Raw genomic sequence first — 15637 nt, forward strand, 5'->3', positions numbered from 1 at the left:
GATTTCCGATTTCCGATTTCCTAAGCCGCAACTGCCTTCGGTTCCGTTGCAGGCTGATCCAGGGTGAACAGGCTTTCGGGCAATTCCTTGAACAGTAGCGACAGCTGCTCCAGAAACGCGGTCATTGCCGAACTGCGCCGCCACGCCATCGCAATGCGGCGGCTAGGCTGCTTGTCTTCGCGGAAGCGGATCAGGCGGATGTTTTCCGAGCGGGCCACCGGCGGCTTGACCGCCAGCAGCGGCAGCAAGGTCACTCCGACATTCGCCGCGACCATCTGGCGCAGGGTTTCCAGACTGGTGGCCTGAAATTCGGATTTTTCCAGCGCGCCGGCCAGATGGCAGACATCCAGTGCCTGGTCGCGCAGGCAGTGGCCATCTTCCAGCAGCAACAGGCGCTGCTCGGACAGATCGTCCAGGGTCATGCTGTCGTGGCGCGACAGCGGATGGCCTTCCGGCACTGCCAGCACGAAGGGTTCTTCGAACAGGAAGTCTGCATGCAGCTGGTCGTCCTGCAAGGGCAGTGCAAGCAATGCGGCATCCAGGCGGCCTTCGCGCAACTGGTGCATCAGCTGGTCGCTCTTTTCTTCGATCAGCAGCAGTTCCAAGCGCGGAAAACGCTCGCGGATGCGCGGCACCACATGCGGCAACAGATACGGTGCCAGGGTGGGAAAGATGCCCAGACGCACCGTGCCCGCTTCCGGGTGCTGGCTGCGGCGTGCGGCTTCCTTAATCTGTTCCACCTCGGCCACGATGCTGCGCGCGCGCACGGCGGCTTCGCGGCCGGCTGGGGTCAGCATGACCTTGCGCGGTGCACGTTCGACCAGCGACACGCCGAGCTCGTCTTCGAGTTTCTTGATCTGGGTGGACAGCGTTGGCTGGCTGACAAAGCAGGCGGACGCAGCGCGGCCAAAATGCTTGTGGTCGGCCAGGGCTACCAGATATTTCAGGTCACGCAGATTCATATGCAGCAGCCTTCATTGCGGTGACGGGGATCGACTGGCGCGTGTTGCAAGCTGAGCGCCCGGGTTGGCCGGGCGCTCAGCAGGCGCTCGCTTATGCCGCCTGGGCCACGCTGTCGGCAGTGGCCGGTGCGCTGGTGCGGATCAGATGGTCGAATGCACTCAGCGCCGCCTTGGAACCTTCGCCCATCGCGATCACGATCTGCTTGTACGGCACCGTGGTGGCGTCGCCCGCGGCGAACACGCCGGGCACATCGGTCTGGCCACGGTCGTCGACGATGATTTCGCCACGCGGCGACAGCGCCACCGTGCCGCGCAGGAACTCGGTGTTGGGGAGCAGGCCGATCTGTACGAACACACCTTCCAGCTCGATGTGCCGGATATCGCCGCCGGTACGGTCCTTGTAGACCAGGCCGGTCACCTTCTGCCCGTCGCCGAGGACTTCAGTGGTCTGCGCGCTGGTGATGATGCGCACGTTGTGCAGGCTGCGCAGTTTGCGTTGCAGCACTTCGTCGGCGCGCAGCTTGTCGTCGAATTCCACCAGCGTGACATGCGCCACGATGCCGGCCAGGTCGATCGCGGCTTCCACGCCGGAGTTGCCGCCGCCGATCACCGCCACGCGCTTGCCCTTGAACAGCGGGCCGTCGCAGTGCGGGCAATACGCCACGCCCTTGTTCTTGTACTGGTCCTCGCCGGGCACGTTCATCTGCCGCCAGCGCGCACCGGTGGACAGGATCACGGTCTTGCTCTTGAGCGAAGCGCCATTGGCCAGCTTGATCTCGATCAGGCCATCGACACCGGCCGGAATCAGCTGCTCGGCACGTTGCAGATTCATGATGTCCACGTCGTACTGGCGCACGTGCTGCTCGAGCGCGGCGGCCATCTTCGGGCCTTCGGTTTCCGGCACGGAGATGAAGTTTTCGATCGACATGGTGTCCAGCACCTGGCCGCCGAACCGTTCGGCTGCCACGCCGGTGCGGATGCCCTTGCGTGCGGCGTACACCGCCGCTGCCGAGCCGGCCGGGCCACCGCCCACCACCAGCACATCGAAGGCGTCCTTGGCGGCGATTTTTGCGGCATCGCGCTTGGCGGCATTGGTGTCGAGCTTGGCGACGATCTGCTCCAGCGTCATGCGGCCCTGGTCGAACAGCTCGCCGTTCAAGTACACGGTGGGCACCGACATGATCTGGCGGGCCTCCACTTCGTCCTGGAACCAGGCACCGTCGATGGCCACGTGCTTGATGCGTGGGTTGAGCACGGCCGCCAGGTTCAGCGCCTGCACCACGTCCGGGCAGTTCTGGCACGACAGTGAGAAATAGGTTTCGAACTGGTAGTCGCCCTCCAGGTGCTGCACCTGCTCGATCAGTTCGGCAGCCGCCTTGGACGGGTGGCCGCCCACTTGCAACAGCGCCAGCACCAGCGAGGTGAACTCGTGGCCCATCGGCAGCCCGGCAAAGCGCAGCGAGATGTCCTGGCCAGGCGTAGTCAACGCGAACGACGGCTTGCGCTGGTTGTCGTCGCGGTGGATGTCCAGGCTGATCTTGTCCGCCAGCAGGACCAACTCCTCCAGCAGATCGAGCATTTCGCGCGAGCCGGCACTGTCGTCGATCGAGGCGTTGATTTGAATCGGCCGCGTCACCCGTTCCAGGTAGGCGGTCAGCTGGGTCTTGAGATTGGCATCCAACATGGAGAACTCCTGGGAATGGGCAAGGAGAGGGCGGGGCGTCGCTGGGTTGAAGCAGGTCGCCGGGGAAGGAAGGGAGTGAACCGCAGCCGGCGCAAAGTCGGGTGCGTGCTGGCGGCGGCTGGCGGGCAGCCCGGCACCGGCTCCGGTTCACCCCCGGCCCGACTGGGCCGGAGATGCTCCGACCTTGCGACAGGTCGGAGGTGACAGCCGGCTTAGATCTTGCCGACCAGATCCAGCGACGGAGCCAGGGTCTTGGCGCCTTCCTTCCACTTGGCCGGGCAGACCTGGCCAGGATTGTTGGCCACGAACTGTGCCGCGGTCAGCTTGCGCAGCGTCTCGGTAACGTCGCGAGCGATGGAGTTGTCGTGGATTTCCAGGGTCTTGATCACGCCTTCCGGATTGATGATGAAGGTGCCGCGCAGCGCCAGGCCTTCTTCTTCAATATGCACGCCGAACGCGCGGGTCAGCTTGTGGGTCGGGTCGCCGATCAACGGGAACTGCGCCTTGCCCACGGCCGGGGAGGTTTCGTGCCACACCTTGTGCGAGAAATGCGTGTCGGTGGTGACGATGTAGACCTCGGCGCCAGCCTTCTGGAAGGCGGCATAGTTGTCGGCGGCGTCTTCCACTTCGGTCGGGCAGTTGAAGGTGAACGCGGCCGGCATGAAGATCAGCACCGACCACTTGCCCTTCAGGCTGGCCTCGGTGACTTCGATGAAGTTGCCGTTGTGATACGCATTCGCCTTGAACGGCTGGACCTGGGTGTTGATGAGAGACATTGCGTTTCCTCGTGCGATGAAAGGGGGCGGGGGATGGAACAGGCGCCATGATAGGCAGGATCGATAGATTCCTCAAATCGATTGATGGAATCAAATAGATAGTCTGTGGCTATCGACTCGTCAGATAGCATCTAGGGCAGTCGCGGTGCACGCCATGGTCGATAATGGCCAGCCGATGTTGCGCTTAGGTGAAAAGCCCGTATGTCCGACGATCTCGCCGCCATTCCCGCCGATCAGCTGCTTGGCCGCGCCGCCGGGCGGGTCGAGCGCTGCGATGCCGAAGCATTGCTGCTGCACGCGCTGGGCCACGATCGCGCCTGGTTGTTCATGCACGGGCGCGATGCGGTCCCTCTATCGGTCGCGCAGGCCTTCGAGGCCTTGGTGCAGCGCCGTGAGGCCGGCGAGCCGGTGGCCTATCTGACCGGCTCGCGCGGGTTCTGGACGCTGGACCTGGCGGTCTCGCCGGCCACGCTGATTCCGCGTGCTGACACCGAGTTACTGGTCGAGCTGGCGCTGGCGCGCTTGGACACTCAGTCGGGCCGTCGAGTCGCTGACCTGGGCACTGGCAGTGGCGCGATTGCACTGGCCATTGCCAGCGAACGTCCGCAGGCGCGGGTCATTGCCACCGATGCCAGCGTAGCGGCGTTGGCAATGGCGGGGCGTAACGCCGACAGCCACAGCTTGCGCAATGTCGACTTCCGGCTGGGCAACTGGTTTGCGCCATTGGCGGGCGAGGCCTTCGACCTGATCGCCAGCAACCCGCCGTATATCGCCGCGCACGACCCGCACCTGCTGCAGGGCGATCTGCGCTACGAACCGGCCAGCGCGCTGGCCTCGGGCAGCGACGGGCTGGACGATATCCGCCTGATCGTGGCCGATGCGCCTGCGCATCTGCTGCCGGGTGGCTGGCTGTTGCTCGAACATGGGTGGGGCCAGGGGGCGGCGGTGGCCGAACTGCTGGTTGCGCGTGGTTTCGCTGCGGTGGCCACGCATCAGGATCTGGAGCAGCGCGATCGGGTGACGTTGGGGCGCTGGTTGCCAGCTGCGGGCCAGGGCAACTGAGCAATTGCCGGAGCGCTATCGTCGGAAGACGAGGGGCCGCGCGTTCCGACGCGGAGCACGCGCGTTCGATGGGGCGATTGCGCACACCGAGTGCGCCCGCCCGCCGGTAAGCGCGGCAGGTTTGGCGTGCTCCCCAGGGCGTCGCCCATTACCGCGCACTCGTCTTTTCGATCGCATAGGGTGCCCGTGCGCGTGCGTAGCTGCCGATACACTAGCGGTTTCCCGCAGGACCGACGCATGCGCACGCTCTACCCCGAGATCACGCCCTACCAGCAGGGCAGCCTGAAGGCCGACAACCGCCACACGCTGTACTTCGAACAGTGCGGCAATCCGCATGGCAAGCCGGTGGTCATGCTGCATGGCGGCCCTGGCGGCGGATGCAACGACAAGATGCGGCGCTTCCACGACCCGGCCAAGTACCGCATCGTGTTGTTCGATCAGCGCGGTTCCGGCCGCTCCACGCCGCATGCCGATCTGGTGGACAACACCACCTGGGATCTGGTGGCCGATATCGAGCGGCTGCGCACGCATCTGGGCATCGACCGCTGGCAGGTCTTTGGCGGTAGCTGGGGCTCCACGCTGGCACTGGCCTATGCGCAGACCCACCCGCAACAGGTCACCGAGCTGGTGCTGCGCGGCATTTTCCTGCTGCGTCGCTTCGAGCTCGAATGGTTTTACCAGGAAGGCGCCAGCCGGCTGTTCCCGGATGCCTGGGAGCACTACATCAACGCGATTCCGCGGGAAGAGCGCGGCGATCTGATCGCTGCCTTCCATCGTCGCCTGACCAGCGACGACGAGGCTACGCGGCTGGCCGCCGCCAAGGCATGGAGCGTGTGGGAAGGCGCCACCAGCTTCCTGCATGTAGACGAGGATTTCGTCACCGGGCACGAGGACGCCCACTTTGCCCTGGCGTTCGCGCGCATCGAAAACCATTACTTCGTCAACGGTGGTTTTTTCGAGGTCGAAGACCAGTTTCTGCGCGATGCGTATCGCATTGCCGACATTCCCGGTGTGATCGTGCACGGCCGCTACGATGTGGTCTGCCCGCTGCAAAGCGCGTGGGACCTGCACAAGGTGTGGCCGAAGGCGCAGTTGCAGATCAGCCCGGCGTCGGGGCATTCGGCGTTCGAACCGGAAAACGTCGATGCATTGGTGCGTGCCACCGACGGATTTGCGTAAGCGAGTACATGCGTGTCGGGCGGGGTTCGCCCAAGCCCAGGGGCGTGACCGCCCTGCGCCAGGCGCTCACGTGCGCATGACGTAGGCGCGGGCCCGCGCACGATGCAGCATGGCCGGCCAGGCTGCATCGCGGGCAATGCGCTCCTGCAGATTGCCTGTGCTCAGCGCGGCTGCGATGCAGCCGCCAAACGCTGCTGTTCAACGCGCCAGCAAGGCATCGGCCAGCGGCGGCAGAATACGCTCCAGGCGCGCTGCCCAGGCCTGTTGCCCGGCTGCATCGGCAATCAGGTCCTGGCGGATTTCCAGTTCCACATGCAGCAGGCCGCGGCCTTCGCCATACACCGGAATGGCGTAATCGGTGGCGTCGCTGACCGCGTACGGCTGGTTGTCGCCCACCACCAGGTCGGGTTCGGCACGCAGCGCCTGCAACAGGCGATGCGCCAGCCGCGTATCGCGGTGGTAGAGCACGCCGGCATGCCAGGGCCGCGTGTTGCCGGCCATGACCGGGGTGAAGCTGTGCATCGACACCAATACGGTCGGCTGATTGCGCTGTGCACGCGCGTCCAGTTCGGCGGCGATGCGTGCGTGGTATGGCGCGAAGATCGCATCGATGCGCTGCTGCCGGTCGCTGTCGGTCAGGTGCTGGTTGCCTGGAACCAACGTGCCGTCGCTGAACGCCGGCATCAGGCTGGGTGCGTCGTGTGGGCGGTTGCAGTCGATCACCAGGCGCGAATACGTCTGCGCGATGGCGAACGCATCCAGCGCCTCGGCCAGCAGGCGCGTGACCTGCGCAATGCCGATATCCCAGCCGATGTGGCGATCCAGTTCGGACTGCGGCAGGCCCAGGGCGGCCAGCTGCGCCGGCACGCGTTGGCCGGCGTGGTCGGCGATCAACAGCCACGGCGATCCCGCCTGCGCGTTGTGCACGGTGAACGGCGCCGGATCGTCGGCGCCGAGCAATGGTTCGATGGCTGCGTCAGCCACGCGGTGTGCCGTCCAGTGCGTGATCGACCAGATATAGGCCGGCCCACAGCTTGGGGTCCATCTGATAGCCCTCGGCCATCTTCTGCACCAGCCAGGCGCCAACCTGCGCGCGCGGGATTGCGTGCACGGTGATGTCTTCGCTGGCGTCGCCGCCGCCGTCGCCGACCTTGCGCAGACCAGTGGCGCGCACGAAAGCAATTTTCTCGCTGCTGGCGCCGGCCGAGGTGGGGCCGATCATCAGCACTTCGGCATGCTCGGCAGTCCAGCCGGTTTCTTCTTCCAGTTCGCGAATGGCCGACAGTTCGATGGATTCATCGGCATGCACATCGCCCACCAGCCCGGCCGGCATTTCGATGGTGCGTGCCTGCAGCGGCACGCGGAACTGTTCGACGAACAACATCGCATCGTCCGGTGTCACCGCCACGATGATCGCGGCCAGGCCGCCGGCATGCACACGTTCGGAATACTCCCAGGTGCCACGCACGACCATGCGCTGATACTTGCCTTCGTAAACCACGGTGGGCAGGGTGTCATGTCGGTTCATGGGTGCGGGCCTTGTGCCAGGGAAACGGGAGGAAACGGTGCGGAGGCGCCGGTGCTGGCGGCCAACAGACGGCGCCGGGTGAGCGGGCCGAAGCGCAGGCTCTCGCACAACCCGGTGAGCATGTCCGCATCGGCGTGGGCGCGCGTGAAGCCGGTCTGGGTGAGCGCCAGCGGCGCGTCGAGCGCGATGGTGGTGAGCTGACGCCACAGCAATGCGTGTTCGCGCTGTTCGCGCAACCGCGCCGCCATTTGCGCTGCGCCGCGCAGGCGCAGGAAGGGAATTTCGTCGATGCGCTCCAGCAGCGCATCCAGGCTGCCGAAGTGCGCCAGCAGCACTGCCGCCGATTTGGCGCCGATGCCGGTCACGCCGGGAATGTTGTCGATGGCATCGCCGCATAACGCCAGATAGTCGGCGATCTGGTGCGCATGCACGCCATGGCGCGCCTTGACCCCGTCCATGCCCCAGCGCTGATTGCGCGCGTAGTCCCACTGCTCGTCATGTTCGAGCAACAACTGCGACAGGTCCTTGTCGGCCGACACGATGACCCCGCGCAGGCCGTGCGCCCGCACGCTGTGCAGCGCGCTGCCGATCAGGTCGTCGGCCTCGTAATTGCGGTGGGCCAGCACGCTCAGCCCAAGCGCTGCGCACAACGCCTTGCAATGCGCGAACTGGCGGCGCAACGCATCCGGCGCGGGCGTGCGGTTGCTTTTGTAGGCCGGGTAGATCGCATGCCGGAAGCAGCTGTCCAGTGCTTCGTCAAAGGCGATGGTGATGTGCTGCGGATCCTCGCGTTCGAGCAGGTCCAGCAGAAACCGCGCAAAGCCGTGCACCGCATTGGTCGGCCAGCCCTGCGCATCGTGAAATTCGTCCGGGATGGAATGCCAGGCACGGAACACGTACAGGCTGGCATCCACCAGATACAGCGGAGTCGGGCGCTGGATTGCCAGCGGCGCAGCGTCGAGCGGGTTGGTCGGTGTGGTCACGGGGTCCAGTCGCGCAGCAACGCACGCGGGTCCGGGCGCTCGCGTTCGGGCACCTGCATGCGTGGCGTGCCGATATGGATGAAGCCGGCGATGCGTTCGTTGTCTTCCAGGCCCAGATAACCCGTCACCGCCGGGTCGTAGGCCATCCACGCGCTCAACCACTGCGCACCGAAGCCATGCGCCTGGGCGGCCTGCAGCAACGCAAAACAGACGCAGCCGGCAGTGAGCAATTGCTCTTGCACGGGCACCTTGTGCTCCGGTCGCAGCGAGGCGATCACCACGATCACCATCGGTGCGTCGCTGAAGCGTCCACGTTCCTTGGCAAGGGTTGCCGGCGATGCCAGCGGGTCGGCGGCCAGGGTGCGCTCGGCGAGGAAGTCCCCCAGCGCAGCGCGCGCCTCGCCGCTGATGCGCAGAAAGCGGAACGGCACCAGCTTGCCGTGGTCGGGCACGCGCACCGCAGAGGTAAGCATGCGCAGCAAGGTGTCTTCATCCGGCCCGGGCGCGCCGAGTTGTTTGGAGGGAACCGAACGGCGCGCGTCCAGCGCCTGGAGCGAATACGGTGCGTGCATAAATCCGGGTCGGGGCAACGAGGCATTGAATTATAGACGGCCCCTTCCCAACGCTCGCCGCATCATGGTCGGTGGGCGCCAACGGCCCCTCTGCGATCCACCTCTTGTCCCCGCACGCACCTGGATGTCATCGACCGCGAAGGTCGCGGACCGGTGGGCAAAACTGTCTTGGATCAGCCCGATTCCTGGCGCCTGAGGTTCGTCGACCGGCGTGGCGGGCGGCTGTGCGTCGCCTCAGCGGAAGAACTGGCAATGATGGTGCTGCTGGAACGCCTGCACCGCGATGACGCTGCCTTCTACGGCGCGATGCGAGGCGGGGCGGATGGACCGGAAGCGCCCGTAAAGCTGAAGGCTTAACACCCGCATGCGCAGAATGACCGCCGGCGAGCTCCACCGCGACGTTGCGAGCTAGGATGGCCGCTTGACACGCAAACCCTGGGCGGTCACGAGTAAAGTGGGTAACATGTCACACTTAACGGATGCACGAACCGCCTACCATGCAAGGGCGGAATTTGGGGCCGCGTCTGTTTTTTCTCGTTCGAAAATTTTCACGCCTGCAGAGGCGGGGAGCCTTTGCGCATGACTTTTCAGCCCAGTCCGTCGGGACACCCGGGCCGTGACCAACGCTTGCTCGAGCAGGCGCACGACGTGTTCGTGCCGGCGCTCGCGCAGGTTTTTGCTGCTGCAGTTGCGCATTTCGACGATGTGCTGTTCGACCGTGCCGAATCCGCTGGCGCATCGCAGTTGCTGTTTCTCGATGGCATGCGCGAATTGCGCCGCAAGCGCGAAGAGGTTGCCCGCCAGTTCCGCCAACAGCTGGAAGACGGCTGGCAGGCCTTGGTGCTGGGCACGCCGTTGTCGGCCGAAGTGGTGCTGGCCGGCGACATGGGCACCGGCCCGCTGAGTCTGGTGCCCGAGCACGTGCTCGAATCACGGCTGGCAGTGCGCAATCTGGCCACGGTGCTGTTGCGCGATTTCAAACAGGTGCTGGCACGGGTGGACCGCCGCCTGGGCTGGATCGCCGGCGGGCTGGAGCTGATGGCCGACACCAACCCGATTGGTCCCGAACATCTGGGCGTGGCGATCCACGAAGCCTTCGCTACCTGCGACCTGGCGCCGGAAGTGCGACTGGTGCTGATCAAGCTGTGCGAGCGCGATCTGGCCGAGCCGATCGGCAAGTTGTACGCACGCCTGGACGAAACCCTGGCCAAGGCCGGGGTGATGCCTGAAATTTCGCAAGCCAAGCGCGCGCCGCCGCGCATGCAGCCGCTTGGCGAGACGCCGGAAGAGCGCGCCCAGGCCGAGGCGCAGGGCGGTAACGCCGAAATGGGGGCCGACGACCAGGGTGATCAGTACGCACCGGCCTGGGCCAACCGTTTTCTTGACCGTGGGGCGCATAGCCGCGGCCGCATGCAGGCCGCGACGCAGCGCGGGCATGCCGATGGCGGCGAGGCTGGCGGCATGGACGGCGACGCCGACCATTCCGGCGGTAGCCAGGGCATGTTGCTCGAGGCCCTGCACGAGCTGCTGCAGCAGACCCGCAGCGTGCGCGACACCGCCGCTTCTGCCGCCACCGTCGCGGTAGGGCAGCAACGCCCGTTGAGCCAGCGCGAAATGATGTCGGTGCTGTCGCTGCTGCAGGCCACGCCCAGTGCGACGCTGCAGGCGGCCATCGGCGATGACACCGACTCGCTTGCGCAGCGGTTGAAGAACGATGTGCTTTCCAGCGCCACGCGACTGGGCGTGGACCCGGCCACCGCAAAACTCGACCCGATGGACGAAGATGCCATCGACCTGGTCGGCATGCTGTTCGACGTGATGTTGGACGAGCGCGATCTGGAAAATCGTTCGCGCGAAATGATCGGCCGCCTGGTGGTGCCGTTCGTCAAGGTCGCACTGCTGGACCGCAAGATGTTCGTGCAGAAGACCCATCCCGCGCGACGCCTGCTCAACTCGCTGGCCGAGGCTTGCGAAGGCAACAACGGCGACAGCGCTGCCGAGCGCGTGCTGATGGGCAAGGTCGAAGAAATCGTCGACCGCCTGGTGGCCGAATTCAACGAAAACCTGGCGATTTTCCTCACCCTGGAAGAAGAATTCCGCGATTTCCTGTCGCAGCACCGGCGCCGGGTGGAAATTGCCGAGCGTCGTGCCACCGAAACCCAGCGCGGGCAGGAAAAGCTCGAACTGGCGCGCAGCCGCGCGCTGTCGGAACTGGAGCAGCGTGCGCCCGAAGGCGCGGACCTGCCCAAGGCGGTGGACGATTTCCTGCGCCAGCCGTGGCTGCATCACCTGACCATGGCGATCCTGCGCGACGGCGAGGAAGGTCCCGGCACCATCGAGGCCCTGGCGCTGGCCGACGGCGTGCTGGAAGAACTGGGTGAGGCGCGCCGGCATATCGTCGGCAAGCCATGGCTGCAGGTCTGGCAACCGGCGCTGCACCGCGTGTTCGCCAGCGTGGGCCTGCACGGGGATGCGGTGGTGGCGGCGATCACCGCCTTGCACGACACCTTGCAGGCGATCGCCGAAGCGCGCCCGGAACTGGAAAAAGTCTTGCCGGAATTGCCGCAGGTCAATCTGCCGCCGCCGGCTGCCGAAAGCGTCAGCGTGGTGCTGGGTGCCGAAGCCATCGCGCAGAGCATCGACAGTGCCGATGCCGAACGTTTCCGTGCGATGGATATCGGCACGTGGCTGGATTTTGTCGACAAGGACGGCAAGGTGCAGGCCGGCAAGCTGTCGTGGGTGAGCCCGATTTCGCAGCGTCTGCTGTTCGTCAATCGACGCGGCGTGCGTTTCTGCGTCGCCTCGCCGGAAGAACTGGCGGTGATGGTGCGCCTGGGCCGCCTGCGCGAGCACATCAACGACGGCGCTTTCGACAGCGCGATGCAGGGCGTGATCGATCGTCTGGATCCGTTGCACAACAACAGCACGGTGCACTGAGCGGAGGTCATCGCGCTGCAACGGCAGCGCGTTGATCGATACAGACACGCGCTCGTCTGTGCTGCATGCAGGTCATCGCGCTGCGCCCAGAATGCACGTCATTGGCGCCCGAGCAGCACGATCATCGCGCCACTGCAGCAACTGCCTGCGGGTGTCACCTCCGCGCTGTTACCGCGACGCTGGGCCGATGAACTCCAATGCCCGCGTCATCACCGAGGCATGATCGACCAGGCGGTTATGGCCCAGGCCTTCGGTGCTGAACAGCTGCGCGCCCGGCCACAAGGTTGCAAAGCGCGCTCAGGCGTCGCAGAACATTTGGTGCGCGCAATCCGGCAAGGACGGCGCGCTGCGCATCGCAAGCCGTCGTCAGCCCGGTGCTGATGAGCGATTCTCCGGGTAGATGGAGGTTTGGCGCGGTCAGTGATTGCGTCGTTGTGGTTGCAACGAACGACGCAGCGAAGCCATCGATGCAAGCACGTGTGTTGGCGTGCGTATCGGTTGCTGCGAGGTCTTGTAGCCGCATGCGCTACGGAACTTGCGCGTCCTCGCGCACGCGGCGTGCGCAGTTTGTACGTCACGGCAGTGACCGGTCTTCGCGTGCTGCAAGATGCCAGGCGCGACGGATGATCCATGTCCATCGCCCATCGCAACACTGCGCGGCGCTTGAGCAAGCGCAGTCATCCGCCACGTGCGTTGCGCAATTGCCGGGAAACGTCAATCCTCGACCGGCGGATGCTCGCGCAACCAAGCGCTGCGCTCGGCCGGGCTCATCTTCTGCCAGCGTTGCTGCAGTTCGTTGCGCTGTTGCGGGTTGAGCGTGCGCATGCGGTCGAACAAGGCCTTGGCTTCGCGGCGTTGCTCCGGACTCATGTTGCGGAAGCGGTCCATGCCGGCCTTGGCCTGCTTGCGCTGATCGGGCGTCATGTCCAGCCAGCGGCGGGCGTGCCGGTACATCCTGGGACGTTCTTCGGGCACGTCGTTCCAGCGCTCGCGCAGCGCATCGATCATGACCTGGCGTTGCTGCTTGGTCAGTTGATCCCACTCTGGCATGGGCGTCTCGTCACGCGGGCCCTGGCCACGTGGGCCAGGCGCGTCCATGGGCGGGCCCGGTGGAGGAGGTCCGGGCGGGCCGTCCTGAGCCAGCGTGGAGGCGCACGGCCCGGCGCACAGCAACAGGGTCAACAGCAGGCGGGTGGTGTGGGTCATCGTGCTTATTCCATGGCCAGGGCGGTGTCGGAGCCGAGCCAGACATACAGGTCCGGGTTCTGGGCCAGCAGGTCGTCTGTCTCGGTGGTGGCGCTGGTGCTGGCAACTGGCGAGGCCGGCGCGGCGCCAGATGAGACGCTTTGGCTCGGATGCAGCTGCAGACCGATGCCGATCGCCAGCAGGCCCGAGCACGCGGTGGCCAGCAACCAGTAGCCACGTCGGCTGCGCGTGGGGGCCGAGGCGTGGCGGGCCTGGCGCAGGCGCGCCAATGTCTGCAGCGGCAGGCTGGTCAGCGCGGTGGCGTGCAGTTGGCGCAGCTGCGCATCCAGCTGGGCGGTGTCGTGGGAGCGGTTCACAGGAAATCCTCGAACTGTTTTTGCAACGCGTCGCGCGCGCGCGACAGGTGGGTTTTGACCGAGCCTTCGGAGCAGCCCATCGCCTTGGCGGTGGTGGCCACATCCAGGTCTTCGAGCACGCGCAGGGTGAAGGCTTCGCGCTGGCGCGCCGGCAGTGTGCGCAATGCATCGACCAGCCGTTGGTAGGCCTGTTGATGCTGTTGTTCGTCGACCGGTCCGGTGGTGCCGGGGGCGGCCCAGTCGATCGGTCCCTCGTCGTCGGCGCGCTCGGCCGGTGCCCAGAACTTCAGGCGAAAGCTGCGTCGCCGCTGCAGGTCGATGATGCGGCTGCGCAGGATGCTCCAGAACAGCGGCGTCCATTCGTCGGCTGGCCGTTCGCGGTAGCCCAGCAGCTTCACCATGGCGTCCTGCACGGCGTCCAGCGCATCTTCGCGGTGCCGCAAGCCGGCCTCGGCAAAACGGAAGGCACGCGGCCCGATGCCGGCCAGAAAGGCGTCCAGCGACACCGGCGCGGTGGCGGCCGGTGCGGTAGCTTGCGGATCGAAAGGAGTTCCCACCAACACAGCGTAGCTTCCGCAGAGACGATACGACGTCAACGGGCGAGTGCGGATTCGGTTGACAGGCGCCGGCACGGGCACGGCGTGGGGATGATCGGCGGGTCGCACCGGCCAGTGGAGCCAGAGACGATGGGCGACGGATTCGTAGCGCTGTACATCTTCATGCTGGCGGCCATCGCCGCCACGTGATCCTCTCGCGGGTGCCGGTGATCCTGCACGCGCCGCTGATGTCCGGTTCCAACTTCATGCACGGCATCGTGCTGATCGGTGCGATGGTGGTACTGGGGCATGCCAACACCCGTTGGAAAAAGCGCCGGGATTTGTTGCAGTGGCGTTGGGTGCGAGAAACGCGGCGGGTGGTCACGTGGTCACCGAGCGAATGCTGGAGATGTTCAAGTCCAGCAAGAAGCCACCGGGCGGGGTTAGGGAAGGTCTGAACAACGAGACCTGACAGGGCGGAATGTGACATCGTTCCGGAGAGTCGCGTTTGGAGCTTCGGGTTTCTCGCCATTTCTGGCGTTTTCCGTGGGAATTTCCTGGGTTACAGGCGCACGCTCCCCATCGCAGGCAGTAATTGCTTTCGCTTCATCCACAGATTCGACAACGCAAACAAGGTCAGCACTTGTGCCGTGTTCTTGGCAAGACCGCGATAACGGACCTTGGTGTCGCCAAACTGGCGCTTGATCACCCGGAACGGATGCTCCACCTTCGCGCGCACGCTGGCCTTGACGTGTTCCCAACGCTGTTCCCGAGCACGCTCGCCTGTGTTGCCGATGCCTTGCATCGTCGAGGGCTTGGCGGCGATGAAGAATGCTGCTTGGCAGGTCTGCAGTTCTTCGCGTTTGTCCGCGCCGGTGTAGCCGCTGTCGCCGAACACGCTGTCTTCTTTGCCATGCAGCAATGCGTGCGTCACCGTGACATCGGCGACATTGGCCGCTGTGCAATGGACATGGTGCACCAGTCCGGAAAACTCATCCACGCCGATGTGCGCCTTCATCCCGAAATACCACTGATTCCCCTTCTTGGTCTGATGCATCTCAGGGTCGCGCGCGTGATCGGCGTTCTTGGTCGAACTGGGCGCAGCGATCAGCGTCGCATCGACGATCGTGCCCGAGCGCAGGCTCTGACCCTTGCGCGCCAGATGCGCGTTGACCGCTTCCAGCATCCGTGCGGCAAGCCCATGGGTCTCCAGCAGGCGCCGAAAGTTGAGAATCGTGGTCTCGTCGGGAACATTGTCCAAGCCACCGAGCTGGGCAAAGCGCCGCAAGGTCGGAATCTCGTGCAGCGCTTCTTCCATCGCCGGATCGCTCAACGCATACCACTGCTGCAGCAGATGAATCCGCAACATCGTCGCCAGTGCGTACGGCTGCCGACCGGGCCGCCCCGATACCGGATAGTGCGGCGCGATCAGGGCAAGCAATTGCTGCCACGGAACGACCTGCTCCATCTCCGCCAGGAATATTTCGCGACGGGTCTGCTTGCGCTTGCCCAGGCCCTCAGCGTCACCGAACGTCAGTTGCATGGATGTCTCCTCACTCCGAAACGATAGTGTCGCGCTTTTTTGGCGCGTTGTTCAGAGGTTCCCTAGCTTTCTTGGTATTACTGCTCAGGAAACGTTGAACAGGCTCTCACGGTCGGCCTCCTACCGTAGGTGGCGTTGGAACGTGATGCACGACCCCACTTCGAAACAGTGCTGCCCGCCACGCCTGCGTGGCGCAGGTGCGAACCCACTGCTGGCGCGACGACATCACCCCACACGCATCGACGCATGCGACGTGATGCATCCGCGCCATTGGCAGGCCAGCGCAGTAGCGCCCCTATAAGGCAGACAACAA

General features: G+C 65.2%; 15 protein-coding genes and 2 pseudogenes. 5 read left to right on the plus strand and 12 right to left on the minus strand.

All coding sequences use genetic code 11. From position 1 onward, the window contains the following. Nucleotides 1–20: 20 nt before the first annotated feature. The 3 genes from XAXN_RS04080 to ahpC form a co-directional block, all read right to left on the minus strand. Nucleotides 21–962: a LysR substrate-binding domain-containing protein gene (locus XAXN_RS04080; RefSeq protein WP_054318603.1), complete on the minus strand. Its 942-nt coding sequence runs from the start codon at nucleotides 960–962 to the stop codon at nucleotides 21–23. A 91-nt stretch (nucleotides 963–1053) separates the two neighbouring features. Further along, a complete protein-coding gene (gene ahpF, locus XAXN_RS04085; protein WP_054318604.1) occupies nucleotides 1054–2646 on the minus strand; it encodes an alkyl hydroperoxide reductase subunit F in 1593 nt (530 codons plus the stop codon). Between the two features lie 212 nt (nucleotides 2647–2858). Continuing rightward, nucleotides 2859–3422: an alkyl hydroperoxide reductase subunit C gene (gene ahpC, locus XAXN_RS04090; protein ID WP_003488826.1), complete on the minus strand. Its 564-nt coding sequence runs from the start codon at nucleotides 3420–3422 to the stop codon at nucleotides 2859–2861. A 201-nt stretch (nucleotides 3423–3623) separates the two neighbouring features. Between ahpC and prmC the strand changes: the two genes are divergently transcribed. Together prmC and pip are read left to right on the plus strand one after the other, a co-directional pair. Continuing rightward, the gene (prmC, locus tag XAXN_RS04095) at nucleotides 3624–4484 is read left to right on the plus strand and encodes a peptide chain release factor N(5)-glutamine methyltransferase (protein ID WP_054318605.1); all 861 of its coding nucleotides are present in this window, start codon (nucleotides 3624–3626) and stop codon (nucleotides 4482–4484) included. 237 nt (nucleotides 4485–4721) lie between these two features. Continuing rightward, entirely contained in the window at nucleotides 4722–5663 is a 942-nt protein-coding gene (gene pip / locus XAXN_RS04100) for a prolyl aminopeptidase (RefSeq protein ID WP_054318606.1), read from the plus strand. Between the two features lie 198 nt (nucleotides 5664–5861). On the opposite strand, the gene XAXN_RS04105 is transcribed toward pip, so the two are convergent. The 4 genes from XAXN_RS04105 to XAXN_RS04120 are packed head-to-tail and all read right to left on the minus strand — an operon-like array spanning nucleotide 5862 to nucleotide 8746. Next, on the minus strand, nucleotides 5862–6647 hold the full coding sequence (locus tag XAXN_RS04105; RefSeq protein WP_054318607.1) for an N-formylglutamate amidohydrolase: 786 nt from the start codon (nucleotides 6645–6647) through the stop codon (nucleotides 5862–5864). After that, nucleotides 6640–7191 carry an NUDIX hydrolase gene (locus XAXN_RS04110; RefSeq protein WP_042821409.1) on the minus strand — a complete coding sequence of 184 codons (552 nt, stop codon included), beginning with the start codon at nucleotides 7189–7191 and terminating at the stop codon, nucleotides 6640–6642. The genes XAXN_RS04105 and XAXN_RS04110 overlap by 8 nt, the downstream gene beginning before the upstream one ends. Next, nucleotides 7188–8174, minus strand: a complete 987-nt coding sequence (locus XAXN_RS04115) for a 5'-3' exonuclease (protein ID WP_042821410.1) — start codon at nucleotides 8172–8174, stop codon at nucleotides 7188–7190. Before XAXN_RS04115 ends, XAXN_RS04110 begins: the two co-directional genes overlap by 4 nt. After that, nucleotides 8171–8746, minus strand: a complete 576-nt coding sequence (locus tag XAXN_RS04120) for a nitroreductase family protein (RefSeq protein ID WP_042821411.1) — start codon at nucleotides 8744–8746, stop codon at nucleotides 8171–8173. Before XAXN_RS04120 ends, XAXN_RS04115 begins: the two co-directional genes overlap by 4 nt. A 168-nt stretch (nucleotides 8747–8914) precedes the next feature. On the opposite strand from XAXN_RS04120, the gene XAXN_RS04125 reads away from it, so the two are divergent. Further along, nucleotides 8915–9103, plus strand: a complete 189-nt coding sequence (locus tag XAXN_RS04125; RefSeq protein ID WP_241148150.1) for a DUF1631 domain-containing protein — start codon at nucleotides 8915–8917, stop codon at nucleotides 9101–9103. A 222-nt stretch (nucleotides 9104–9325) separates the two neighbouring features. Then, a complete protein-coding gene (locus XAXN_RS04130) occupies nucleotides 9326–11683 on the plus strand; it encodes a DUF1631 domain-containing protein (RefSeq protein ID WP_042821413.1) in 2358 nt (785 codons plus the stop codon). A gap of 168 nt (nucleotides 11684–11851) precedes the next feature. Here XAXN_RS04130 and XAXN_RS23470 read toward each other — a convergent pair. From XAXN_RS23470 to XAXN_RS04145, 4 genes and pseudogenes are all read right to left on the minus strand, one after another. Further along, nucleotides 11852–11980, minus strand: a pseudogene (locus tag XAXN_RS23470) (alpha/beta hydrolase); the annotation flags it as partial. Between the two features lie 417 nt (nucleotides 11981–12397). After that, nucleotides 12398–12889 (minus strand): DUF3106 domain-containing protein, encoded by a 492-nt coding sequence (locus XAXN_RS04135; RefSeq protein WP_042821414.1) that lies wholly within the window; start codon nucleotides 12887–12889, stop codon nucleotides 12398–12400. Between the two features lie 5 nt (nucleotides 12890–12894). Beyond that, on the minus strand, nucleotides 12895–13245 hold the full coding sequence (locus XAXN_RS04140; RefSeq protein ID WP_042821415.1) for a hypothetical protein: 351 nt from the start codon (nucleotides 13243–13245) through the stop codon (nucleotides 12895–12897). Next, nucleotides 13242–13808: an RNA polymerase sigma factor gene (locus tag XAXN_RS04145; RefSeq protein WP_042821416.1), complete on the minus strand. Its 567-nt coding sequence runs from the start codon at nucleotides 13806–13808 to the stop codon at nucleotides 13242–13244. Before XAXN_RS04145 ends, XAXN_RS04140 begins: the two co-directional genes overlap by 4 nt. A gap of 123 nt (nucleotides 13809–13931) precedes the next feature. On the opposite strand from XAXN_RS04145, the pseudogene XAXN_RS04150 reads away from it, so the two are divergent. Then, nucleotides 13932–14253: pseudogene (locus tag XAXN_RS04150) on the plus strand (NAD(P) transhydrogenase subunit alpha part 2). Nucleotides 14254–14343: 90 nt separating this feature from the next. Here XAXN_RS04150 and XAXN_RS04155 read toward each other — a convergent pair. Beyond that, the gene (locus XAXN_RS04155) at nucleotides 14344–15324 is read right to left on the minus strand and encodes an IS5 family transposase (protein WP_054318608.1); all 981 of its coding nucleotides are present in this window, start codon (nucleotides 15322–15324) and stop codon (nucleotides 14344–14346) included. Nucleotides 15325–15637 lie beyond the last annotated feature (313 nt).

It is taken from the genome of Xanthomonas axonopodis (assembly GCF_001304695.1).
GTDB lineage: Bacteria > Pseudomonadota > Gammaproteobacteria > Xanthomonadales > Xanthomonadaceae > Xanthomonas > Xanthomonas axonopodis.